Raw genomic sequence first — 11410 nt, forward strand, 5'->3', positions numbered from 1 at the left:
GAGCGGTCCCAGCTCGGCCCAGTTTGTGGCCTTTCGACGGGTGCTGAGACCCGGTTTGTGGCCTTTCGACGGTGAGGGGGTGGGGATGATCGGGGGCGTCTCGCGCCCTCTTGGCTGACCCCCGGAACGTCGAGTGGGCACTTTCCTGTGTTGGAAAGTGCCCACTCGACGTGGTGGTTCGGAGCCGCTGCCGTATGCCGTGTCGCTCAGTCCGCCTTGACGGCGAGGACCGGGCAGGTGGCGTCGAGCAGCAGGCGCTGGGCCGTCGAGCCCAGGAGCAGCTTGCCGACCGGGCTGCGGTGACGGATGCCGATGACGAGCATGCGGGGACGCTCGCGGTCGATGACCCCGAGGATCTGGTCGGCGGGGTCGGTGCCGTGCTCGATGCGCCGCACCTCGTGGGTCACGCCGGACTCGGCCAGGTCGTGGTCGAGCCGGTCGAGGTCCGAGCTCTCGGCGCGGTGGGCGTCGACGAGCTTGTCGTCCCGGCTCATGTTGAGCACGAGCACGGACTCGTCGTGCGCCTTGGCCTCGGCGATCGCCGCGGCGAGGGCCGCCTCGCCCTGCGGGGTGGGGATGTAGCCGACGAGGATGGTCATGCGGTCGCCTCCTCCTTGAGCTCGGCCATGATGCCCGCGCCGGTACCGCCGCGCCCGCCGTCGCCGCCGCGCGCCGCGCGGATGGCCTTGGCGATGAGCGGCCACAGGATGGTCAGAGCGATGATGCCGTAGCAGGCCCAGGCGACCGGGCCGCCCAGCAGGCCGCTGACCTCGCCGTGCGAGAGCTGCAGCGACCGGCGCAGGTGCAGCTCGGCGATCGGGGCCAGGATGACGCCGATGATGAGCGGCAGCACCGGGAACCCGAAGCGGCGGATCGCGAAGCCGAGGAGGCCGATGCCGAGCAGCAGGTACAGGTCGAAGGCCTGGCCGTTGACCGCCCACGCGCCCATCGTCGCGAAGAAGAGGATGCCCGCGTAGAGGTAGGGCCGGGGGATCTGGAGCAGCTTGGCCCAGAGCGGCGCCATCGGCAGGTTGAGCAGCAGCAGCAGCGTGTTGCCGACGAAGAGGCTGGCCACGAGCGTCCAGACGAGGACCGGCTCCTTCTCGATGAGCAGCGGGCCCGGCTCGAGGCCGCGACCCTGCAGGAAGGTGAGGATGATCGCGGCGGTCGCGTTGGTCGGCAGCCCGATCGCGAGCAGCGGCACGAGGGTGCCGGCGGCGGACGCGTTGTTGGCGGCCTCGGGGCCGGCCACGCCCTCGATGGCGCCGTGGCCGAACTCCTCGGGGTGCCGGGTCAGCTTGCGCTCGGCGACGTAGGACAGGAAGGTCGGGACCTCGGCACCGCCGGCGGGGATTGCGCCGAACGGGAACCCGAGGGCGGTGCCGCGCAGCCACGGCTTCCACGAGCGCCTCCAGTCCTGCCGACCCATCCACGGCTGGCCCACGGGGATGACGCCGGCGGCCTTGCGCCGGAGGTGGGCGGCGACCCACAGGGCCTCGCCGACGGCGAAGAGCCCGACCGCGACGACGACGATGTCGATGCCGTCGGCGAGCTGCGGGATGCCGAAGGTCATGCGCTGCTGGCCGGTGACCTTGTCGATGCCGATGATGCCGATGGACAGGCCGACGAGCAGGGACGCGAAGCCGCGCAGGCGGGAGGACCCGAGCACCATGCTCGCGCCGACGAAGGCCAGCAGGATGATGGCGAAGTACTCGGGGGAGCCGAGCTGGACGGCGAACGCGACGACCTGCGGCATGACGAGCACGAGCAGGGCCGTGGCGATGGTGCCGGCGACAAAGGAGCCGATGGCGGCGGTGGCGAGCGCCTGGGCGGCGCGTCCGGCCTTGGCCATCTTGTTGCCCTCGAGGGCGGTGACGACCGACGACGACTCACCCGGGGTGTTGAGCAGGATCGAGGTGGTGGACCCGCCGTACATGCCGCCGTAGAAGATGCCGGCGAACATGATCAGCGCCTGGGTCGTGTCCAGCGTGAAGGTGATCGGCAGGAGGAGGGCGACGGTCATGGCCGGGCCGATGCCGGGCAGGACGCCGACGGCCGTTCCGACGACGACGCCGATGAACGCGAACAGCAGGTTCAGCGGCGTCATGACGTTCGCGAAGCCGTCGATGAGGTGGTTGAGGTTGTCCATCAGAGGATTCCTTGGAGGATGCCGGCGGGCAGGTTGACCCCGAGCCCGATGGCGAATGCGTAGAAGGTGCCGAGCGAGATCGCGAGCCCGACGAGGACGCCACGGACGATGTGGCGGTTGCCGAGCGCGTACGCGCAGCCGGCGAACAGGAGCGTGCCGGCGATGACCCAGCCGAGCGGCTCCATCAGGGCGGCGCTCAGGGCGAAGATGACGACGAGCAGCCCGACGGTCTTCCAGTCCGCCTTGGCGCCGAGGTCGACGTCCTCGCCCTCGTCGGCGGCTCCGACGCCGCCGCGGTGGATGTCGACGGCGTAGAGGACGGAGACGACGAGCAGGAGGATCCCGAGGACGGTCGGGATGACCCTCGGGCCGAGCGAGTCGTTGCTGCTCGCCACGGGGGCGAGCTGGGCGGAGTTGACCAGCAGGACGATGCCGAGGCCGGCGAGGGCCGCGCACATGCCGTACTGTGCGCGGTCCCCGCCCCTGGTCTCGACGTCCTGGGCCGCGGGCTGTGGGTGCGTGCGGTCAGGGGTCACGTCAGACATGTCAGCTGGTCAGCCCCAGGCCCTTGAGGATGTCGGCGACGTCCTGGTCCTGCGCCTTGAGGAAGGTGCCGAACTGGTCACCGGTCTCGAAGGCGTCGGTCCAGCCGCGCTTCTCGAGCTCGGCCTTCCAGGCGTCCGACCCGTGCATCTTGGTCAGCGCGTCGACCCAGACCTGCTTGTCGCCGGCCGAGATCTCCGGCGGTGCGACGATGCCGCGCCAGTTGGTGAAGGTGAAGTCGATGCCCGACTCCTTGACGGTGGGCACGTCCGGCAGGGCGTCGATGCGCTTGTCGCTCGTGACGGCGAGGACGCGGACCGAGCCGGACTTGACCTGCTCGAGGAACTCGCCGAAGCCGCTGGCGCCGAAGCCGATCTTGTTGCCGAGGATGGCGGGGAGCAGCTCGCCGCCGCCGTCGTAGGAGATGTAGGACACCTTGGTCGGGTCGATCCCGACGGCCTTGGCCAGCTGCATCGGCAGGAGGTGGTCGGGGCCGCCCGGGCTGGAGCCGCCGCCGACGTTGATCTTCGAGGGGTCCTTCTTCCAGGCGTCGACGAGGCTCTTGAGGTCCTTGTAGGGCGAGTCCTTGGAGACGACGATGGCGCCGGCCTCCTCGATGAGCTTGGCGATCGGGGTGGTGTCGCCGAGGGTGGCCTTCGACTTCTGCGTGTAGGCCGCGCCGACGACGCCGAGGCCCATCTGCATGGCGAGCTTGCCGTTGCCCTTCTCGTTGACGACCCGCTGGAGGCCGACGGTGCCGCCGGCACCCGGCAGGTTGAAGACCTGCACCGAGCTGGTGATCTTCTGGTTGTCCATGACCTGGGCCACCGTGCGGGCGGTCGTGTCGTAGCCGCCGCCGGGGCTGTTGGGGACCATGATCTGCAGTCCCGTCGCCGGGCCGGCGGCGGCGCCGGTGGAGGCGGCGTCCTTCTTGGCGGTCGCGCCGCACGCCGACAGGGCGAGGGCTCCGGCGGCGGCCAGGGCCACGAGGGCGCCGACGCGGCGGCTGCGGGTGGGACGTGGGCTGCGGGCTCCGGGCGTGCCGGGACGGGCAGTGAGGTGGATGCTCATCGTTGAGATCTCTTTCGCGATCTTGGGCTGGAACGGCATGATCGTGCCCGCGTCCCGGACGGGTGTCGCCGTTGTGTCACCAATGAAGGTTGAGTTCGTTGTGGTCAAGCAGAGCAGGCGCCGGTGGTTCGGCCGGTGGTTCGGTGGGCTGACCCTCACGGGACAGCTGTTCGCCGTGCAGATGCTCATTCTCCTCGGCGTCCTCGTGGCGGTCGGTCTCGTCTCGCTGTCGCAGTCGGAGGCGACGTTCACGCGGACGGAGGGACGGCGCGTGTCGGCCATCGCCGAGCAGCTGGCGAGCACGCCGATCGTGCGCACCGAGATGGCGCCGGGCGGGGTGCCCAACGTCCTGCCGGGCCTGGTGCAGACGATCGTGACGCAGTACAACATCACGTCGATGAGCGTCGCCGACGCCGGCGAGGTCGTACGCGTGTCGTCCGACCCGACGCTCGAGCGGGCGCCGATGCCGCTCGGGTCGCCGAAGGTGGCCGACGGGGCGAGCTGGACCGGCGTCATGGAGCTCGGCGGCGAGCGGGTGATCGTCGCGCAGAGCCCGCTGCTGTCGGTGCCGGACCCGTCCGTCAAGGAGCCGCAGCTCCCGGTGGGCACCCAGCTGGGCACCGTCATGATCGCCGTGCGTATGCCGTCCGCCTGGGACCGCCTGCTCGGCAACTCCTCGTACCTGCCGACCTACCTCGGGATCGCGCTCCTGCTCGGTGGGGTCGGCTCGTGGCTCCTCGCCCGTCGCATCAAGCGCCAGACGCTCGGGCTCGAGCCGGCCGAGATCACGGGGCTCGCGGAGAGTCGTGAGGCGATGCTCTTCGGGCTCGCCGAGGGCGTGGTGGCGCTCGACACGAACGAACGGATCACCTTGGTGAACAACGTCGCCCAGCGACTGCTCGACCTGCCGGAGCACGCCGTCGGGATGCGGCTGGACGACCTGCCGATCGGCGCCAGGCTGCGGGACGTGCTGCGCGGCGTGACCGACGACGGCGTGACCGACGACGGCGAGCCCGAGCCCGACGCGACGGTTCCCCGGGACCAGGTCGTGCTGCGCCGGGGGCGGGTGCTCGTGATGAACCGCATGGAGGTCGACAAGGACGGCCGGCCGCTCGGCTCGGTGACGACGCTGCGCGACCGCACCGAGCTGGCCGACCTCGAGCGGGAGATCGGGTCCTTCCGCAGCACGACCGAGCTGCTGCGGGCGCAGGCGCACGAGTTCGCGAACCAGCTGCACACCATCTCGGGGCTGATCCAGCTCGAGGAGTACGACGAGGTGGTGGGTTACGTCGACTCCGTCAGCGAGCACCGGGCGCAGCTGGACCTGACCGTCTCGCGGCGCATCCGCGACACGGCCGTGACGGCCCTGGTCATGGCCAAGGCCGCGCAGGCGACGGAGCGCCGCGTCGATCTGCGGGTCTCCGACGACACCTCCCTCGGGCGCATCGGCTCGCGGGACTCCGCGGACGTCGCCGCCGTCGTGGGCAACCTCGTCGACAACGCGATCGATGCGGCCGCCTCGAGCGAGGGCGCCGACAAGTGGGTCGAGCTGTCGATCCGCCAGGACGCCAGCTCGCTGGAGATCAGCGTCGTCGACTCCGGGCCGGGGATCGCGCCGGAGGTGGTGACGGAGGTCTTCACCCATGGCTACACGACCAAGGCGGCGCGCGCGGGGGAGCGGGGCATCGGGCTGGCCCTGACCCGCCTCATCTGCCAGCGGCGAGGCGGCGAGGTCGAGGTCGAGAACAGCCCGACGGGGGCGAAGTTCGTCGCCCGCCTCACCGTCGAGGCGGCGCCGGTCCTGACGGAGGAGAAGCGATGATCCGCGTCCTCGTCGTCGACGACGACTTCATGGTGGCCCGCATACACCGCGGGTTCGTCGAGCGGGTCGACGGCTTCGAGGTCGTCGGCACGGCGCCGACGGGTGACGAGGCGCTCACGCTCGTCGGGTCGCTGCAGCCGGACCTCGTGCTGCTCGACCTCTACCTGCCCGACGCCTTCGGCCTCGACGTCGTGACACGGCTGCGTGCGGCCGGGCACACCTGCGACGTGCTCGTCATCACCGCGGCCAAGGAGGCCGACGCGGTGCGCGGGGCCGTGCGTCAGGGCGTCGTCGGCTACCTCCTCAAGCCGTTCACCTTCGCCGACCTCGAGCAGCGGCTGCAGACGTATGCCGCCGAGCGGGCTCGCGACCTCGGCGACGAGCTCACGCAGGAGCAGATCGACGCGGCGTTCGGGTCGCCGACGGTCGGACGCGCCGCCGTCGCGCTCCTGCCGAAGGGCCTCAGCACCGAGACGGCGGAGGCGGTGGGGACGGCTCTCCGCGAGGCGCCCGACACGCTCTCCGCCACGGAATGCGCTGAGGCCGTGGGGATCTCGCGCGTGAGTGCCCGGCGCTATCTCGAGTACTTCGTGGCGTCGGGCCGTGCGGACGTCACCCTGCGCTACGGCTCCACCGGCAGGCCCGAGCGCCGCTACCGCGCCCGCTGAGAGTCGCGCGGGTCAGCTCCAGAGTTCGGCGAGCCGGTCCGCGAGGGCGCGGCCCTGGGCGTAGCCCCCTCGCGCCGCCGGCGGACGAGTCGACGGGTCCAGGGCGTTGGCGTCGAACACCTCACCGGACCCGGCGTCGGGGAAGACCGTCATCACCCTGCTGCCTGCCGCCCTCAGCTCCTCCACCTGGGTGGCGAGGTCCATGCCCCAGCCCGACGGCATACGGGATCGGCCGCCGAAGGGTGACAGCACGAGCACGAACCCGTAGCCGGCGGCGAGGTCGGCGTTCTCGCTGCGGCGGTAGCCGCCGTTGAGGTAGCGGTTCTCACCGATGCGGTAGGGCGTCATGGCCGAGGTGCTGGCGGCGACGGCGTCGACGAGGTCGATCCCGCTGTGGCGGTCGAAGAGGACCGGAGCCCCGGTGCGGGCGTCGACGGCGGCGATGAGCACCCGCTGCTCCGGCCAGTCGTGCCCCGGAAGCCGTGCTGCGACGGTGTCGCGCCAGCGCGTCGAGAGCGAGCCGTCCGACCGGTCGAGGTCGAGTGCCGCGGCACCCATCCGCCGGCGCATGTCCGCCGCGTCGGCCGCTGAGGCGATGACCGCGTTCGACCACTCGAGGTAGCTCGGTCCGGAGATGGCGGGACGTGAGCCGGCGGGCCCGGCCGTGCCGGAAGGGCGCCGCGGCACCTCAGCCAGGATCGCGGCATACAGCTCGGCCGGCGTCCCGCCGCAGGTGATCTGGGCGGCGACCGTCGACCCGGCCGAGGTGCCCACGATGAGCTCCGCCCGGGTGAGGTCGACCCCGGCCGCGGCAAGCCCGGCGACGAGACCGATCTGCCAGGCGTTGCCGGCAGCGCCGCCGCCGGCGAGGACCAATGCGCGTTCGTCGGGGTGGGTGAGTGGAGCAGGTGGTGTGGTGTCCATGGAAGGTCCCCTCGGTGGGTCAGTAGGCCCTGACCGCGCGGCCCGGGCTGTAGGAGGCGGCGTGGTCGGAGTCCGCCGGCTTGTAGACCCGGTAGGTGAAGGTGCCGCGCGCCGACGGCTTGACCGAGAAGGCGTAGGCACTCGTCGTCCCCAACGCCTTGCTCGTCACCGTCGTCCACGTCCCACTGCCGGCATACCGCTGCAGGTAGACGCCCTGTCCGGCGTGGGTCGGGGAGACGGACCCCGACATCGTGAACGTCCCACCCAGCGCGAGCGAGCTGCGGCTGACGACGCCCGTGACCGCGGTGCGGACCGCGACCGCGCGCAGCGCGCTGCTCGAGCCCACGAAGCTCGTCGAGCCGCGGTAGATCCACAGGTACTCGACGGACGTCGCGGGCTTGTGGGCGAACGACACGGTGCCCGTCGAGCTGGAGGTCCGCGTCGTCAGGAGGTTCCACGTCGTGGTGCCGGGCTTGCGCCAGTAGAGCTGGACCGGGACGCCGACGACGGAGCCGCCGGTGTCGCGGTGGGTCAGCCGGCTGCTCACGGTGACGGAGCCGCCGTACGTCAGGGAGGTGACGTTGGAGGTCATCGTCTCCGCCGTCCCGACGAGCGTGCGCGATGAGGGCGCGCTGAGCTTGCCCGACCGGTCCTTCGCCCAGATGCGGAAGCTGTAGGTGGTGCCCTGGGTGAGGCCGGGAACGCTCGCGCTCGTGCCGGTGCCGGAGTAGGCGGCCGTGCCCGTGGTGACGCTGGCGGGAGGTGTCGAACCGGCCGCCATCCGCACGATGTAGCGGTCGAGGTCGTTGACCGTCGGGGCCTTCCACACGAGCGTGGCGGCGCGCAGCGCCCCGGTGGCCGTGAAGGAGCCCACGGCCGGGGGAGTGACGTCAACCGTCCGGAACGTGATGGAGTATGCCGTGGGCATCGTCGCGCCCGCCGTGTCCTTCACGCCTGAGACCGTGAGCCGGTAGGGCGCGTTGTCGTAGAGCGGCGTCGTGGGCTTCACCGTGGTGGTCCGCCGGGCCGCGTCGTACGTCACGGTGGCGGGGACGGCCGAGCCGGTGCGCCCGTTGAGCAGCCGCACGGTCGAGGCGCTCACCGTCGCGGCGTCGACGTCGCGGGCGAAGGTGACCGTCGGCGTGTAGGTCTGGGCGAGGGACGACGCGAAGTCGCTCGGCGTGGCGCTGCGCACCCACAGTGCCGGCCGGCCGGGCACGTTGGGCGTCGTCGCGTTGCGGAGCACCGCGACGCCGGTCCGCGTCATCAGGGCCACGTCAGGCAGGCCGTCCCCATCGAGGTCGCCGGTGGAGAGCTCGCCCTGGCGCGCCGGGAACAGGGAGTCACCCAGGCCGGTGGACGCGGGAGCGCCGAAGCCGCCGCCCGCCAGCCCCGGGAGGACCGACACCGTCGCGGGGTAGCCCGTCCCCGACGTGACGAGGTCGGGAATGCCGTCGCCGTTGAAGTCCGCGACGGCGAGCGTCTCGCTGTGGCTCGGCAGTGGCGTGGTGGTCGGGGGCTGCAGGGTGCCGTCGGCTGCCTGCAAGTACGTCGCGAACATGGACGTTCCGTCGTTGCTGCCCACGAGGGCCACGACGTCAATGCGTCCATCGCGGTTGACGTCGACGCTGCGGGCGGCGCCGACCCCCGAGGTGGAGGCCAGGTTCGTGCTGGCCGGATGCGTGGTCATGCGCCAGCCGGCCAGGTCATTGTGCAGGACGACCAGGTTTGCTCCGCTGGCTCCCAGGACGTCCGGCCGGCCGTCGCTGTCGACGTCGGCGATGGACAGGTCGGACATCGAGATCTGGGGGTGCGCGACCGTGGCGTACGAGCCGTCGGCCTGGTGGATCCTGACGTAGGGCGAGCCGTTGAGGGTGACCACGACGTCCGGGTGCCCGTCGCCGTCGAGGTCGCCCGTCGCGACGTTCTGCACCAGTGATCCCGAGACGCCGCTGAGGTACTGCGGCGCCGCGAGGGTCCCGTCCTGCAGCCGGTGGAAGACCTGCACACCGTCGTACGTGCCGGCCAGCACCTCGGCAGCCCCGTCCCCGTCGAGGTCGGCAACCGAGAGCCGCATCACCGGCGAGTCGCTCGCCGTCGGGTAGAAGGTGCCCTCATCGAGGTCGCCCGCCGTCGTCTGCGCGTACACGATGATCCCCCGCGGGGTCACGTCGTCGCTGTACTCGCCGAGTACGGTGACGACGTCGTCGCGGCCGTCGCCGGTGACGTCCCCGACGGCGGTGGAGCCGTCCTGCGGCGTCGGCTGGTCGAGCCAGGACGGTGAGTTGAGGAGCGCACCCGTGTGCCGAGCGAGCGAGACGGTGTAGGGGCGCGCGTCGCGGGCGCCGTTGAAGTTCTCGATCCTGACGTAGGAGGTGCCGGGAGGGGCGGTCCAGCCGACGAGCTCGGCGTCGCCGGGGCCGTGGTGGTCGGCGGCCGCGACCGACCGCAGGGCGGCGTCGTAGACCGACACCACCGGGTCGCTGTTCTGGGCGATGTTCGCGTCGTAGGCCGCCGGCGTGACGGTGACCGAGAGGGGCTGGGTGGTCGTGGTGTCGACGCGGTACCAGTCCACGTCGCCCTCGACCGAGAGCGTTCCCGTCGTCGTCCCGGTGAGCAGCGTGGCCCGGCTCGGCACGTCGTTCGGCTCGCCCGCGCCCATGGCGGGGAAGCCGAAGTCGGTGGCCCAGCCGCCACCGAGGGCGTTGGTGGCGTCCACGACCCCGGCGCCGTAGTAGGGGTCGAGCCCGCGAGGTCCGGCGTCGCGGGCGGTGGACTTCAGACGCGAGAGGACCTGTGCGGGAGTCAGCGTCGGGCTTTGCGTGCGGACCAGGGCCGCCACCCCTGAGACGATGGGCGCCGAGAACGACGTGCCGTCACCGTAGAAGTAGTCGTTGCCACTGGAGTCCGGGATCCCTGTCGAGACGATGCCGTAGCCGGGTGCGGCGACGTCGACCCAGGAGCCGTAGCTGCTGAAGTCGGTGAGCACCCCGTTGCTGTCCGTCGCCGAGACGGCCACGGCCTCCGGGTAGGCGGCCGGGTACTCGGGCACGTCGTCACCCGAGTTGCCCGCGGCGACCACGACCACGGCACCCTTGGCGACGGCGTCCTTGACGGCGTCGTGCAGGGCGGGGCTGTCGCCGTCACCGCCGAGGGAGAGGTTGAGGATCCTGGCGCCGTGGGAGACGGCCCAGTGGATGCCCTCGACGATGTCGGAGTCGGCGCCGCTGCCGGTCTGGTCGAGCACCTTGACCGGCATGACCTTGGCGTTCCAGGCCACCCCGGCGATGCCCTCGCCGTTGTTGGTCCCGGCCGCGATGATGCCGGAGACCATCGAGCCGTGACCGTTGTCGTCGCTCGCGGCGCCGGCGGCGATGCCGACGTTGGTGATCGCGTTCCAGCCGGCGACCGTCCGCCCGGCCAGATCCGGGTGCTTGCCGTTGACGCCGGTGTCGATGACGGCGACGACCTGGCTGACGGATCCCTTCGACCGATCCCAGGCGGTGGGCACCCGGACCGTGTCGAGGTAGTGCTGGTAGGGGAAGGCCGGGTCGTTGGGGGTGGCGGATGCCTTGCGCACGTAGTCGAGAGAGACCTCGGCGACGGTCGGGTCGGCCTTGAGGCGCCGCGCGAGGTCCTCGGCGCGACCGCTCGTCGTGACCTTCACGAAGCCGGTCCCGGGAAGCGCCTGCGCGACACGGCCGCCGTGGGAGGTGACGGCGTGGTCGCGTCCGGCCTTCGGGGCGGAGGTCCGGAACTTCACGAGCACGGTGTGTGGTTCGTGCGCGCGGGTGTGGGCCTTCTCCCGCGTCGGGCGCGGGAGGTGTCTGGCCGCGATCCGCTTCCCCGTGGTGGACGGGGCAGGGGCCGCGGAAGCGGCGGGGGAGGCGATGAGCGCCGTGACCGGTGCGACGAGCGCAAGGGTCAGGGCCGCGGCGAGAGGCCGGCGACTGAGCATGAAGGAGCCCCTGTGGGAAGTGGTGCTGCAAGCGCCGTCTGAAGGGACGGCGCGAGCGCATCATCGCAGAGCAGAGGGTGCCGTATGCCCGAATTGCGCAGCCTCTCATGCAACTCCCAGCCGGGCTTCGCGGGGGCGTCCCGCGTACCGCGGCACACGGCATACGACAGCGCTCGACCGGCTGGACGGCGCGCCCGACGCTGGAGGAGAACGGGAAGTTCGACGGAGCGGCCCGCCGACCCCAGGGGAAGGTCGACGGGCCGCGTTCGTGGGGG

At 71.7% G+C, this 11410-nt stretch carries 8 protein-coding genes; 2 read left to right on the forward strand and 6 right to left on the reverse strand.

The window, feature by feature from the left end; translation table 11 throughout:
* Positions 1-206 precede the first annotated feature (206 nt).
* From ABD194_RS01390 to ABD194_RS01405, 4 genes are read right to left on the reverse strand one after another with little or no spacing between them, the layout of a single operon-like run.
* On the reverse strand, positions 207-599 hold the full coding sequence (locus ABD194_RS01390; RefSeq protein WP_343986372.1) for a universal stress protein: 393 nt from the start codon (positions 597-599) through the stop codon (positions 207-209).
* Positions 596-2149 (reverse strand): tripartite tricarboxylate transporter permease, encoded by a 1554-nt coding sequence (locus tag ABD194_RS01395; RefSeq protein ID WP_343986375.1) that lies wholly within the window; start codon positions 2147-2149, stop codon positions 596-598. The genes ABD194_RS01390 and ABD194_RS01395 overlap by 4 nt, the downstream gene beginning before the upstream one ends.
* Entirely contained in the window at positions 2149-2694 is a 546-nt protein-coding gene (locus tag ABD194_RS01400) for a tripartite tricarboxylate transporter TctB family protein (RefSeq protein ID WP_343986378.1), read from the reverse strand. The genes ABD194_RS01395 and ABD194_RS01400 overlap by 1 nt, the downstream gene beginning before the upstream one ends.
* 1 nt (position 2695) lies before the next feature.
* Positions 2696-3763 carry a Bug family tripartite tricarboxylate transporter substrate binding protein gene (locus ABD194_RS01405; protein WP_343986381.1) on the reverse strand — a complete coding sequence of 356 codons (1068 nt, stop codon included), beginning with the start codon at positions 3761-3763 and terminating at the stop codon, positions 2696-2698.
* Between the two features lie 100 nt (positions 3764-3863).
* Here ABD194_RS01405 and ABD194_RS01410 point away from each other — a divergent pair, with 100 nt between their 5' ends.
* Together ABD194_RS01410 and ABD194_RS01415 are read left to right on the forward strand one after the other, a co-directional pair.
* Entirely contained in the window at positions 3864-5585 is a 1722-nt protein-coding gene (locus ABD194_RS01410) for a sensor histidine kinase (protein WP_343986384.1), read from the forward strand.
* Complete coding sequence (locus tag ABD194_RS01415; protein ID WP_343986390.1) at positions 5582-6253, forward strand: response regulator; 672 nt, start codon at positions 5582-5584, stop codon at positions 6251-6253. The genes ABD194_RS01410 and ABD194_RS01415 overlap by 4 nt, the downstream gene beginning before the upstream one ends.
* A 12-nt stretch (positions 6254-6265) precedes the next feature.
* Here the strand turns inward: ABD194_RS01415 and ABD194_RS01420 are convergent, their stop codons facing one another.
* Together ABD194_RS01420 and ABD194_RS01425 are read right to left on the reverse strand one after the other, a co-directional pair.
* Positions 6266-7177, reverse strand: a complete 912-nt coding sequence (locus tag ABD194_RS01420; RefSeq protein ID WP_343986393.1) for a patatin-like phospholipase family protein — start codon at positions 7175-7177, stop codon at positions 6266-6268.
* Between the two features lie 19 nt (positions 7178-7196).
* A complete protein-coding gene (locus ABD194_RS01425; RefSeq protein ID WP_343986396.1) occupies positions 7197-11135 on the reverse strand; it encodes a S8 family serine peptidase in 3939 nt (1312 codons plus the stop codon).
* Positions 11136-11410 lie beyond the last annotated feature (275 nt).

It is taken from the genome of Terrabacter terrae (assembly GCF_039529575.1).
GTDB classification, from domain to species: Bacteria; Actinomycetota; Actinomycetes; order Actinomycetales; family Dermatophilaceae; genus Terrabacter; species Terrabacter terrae.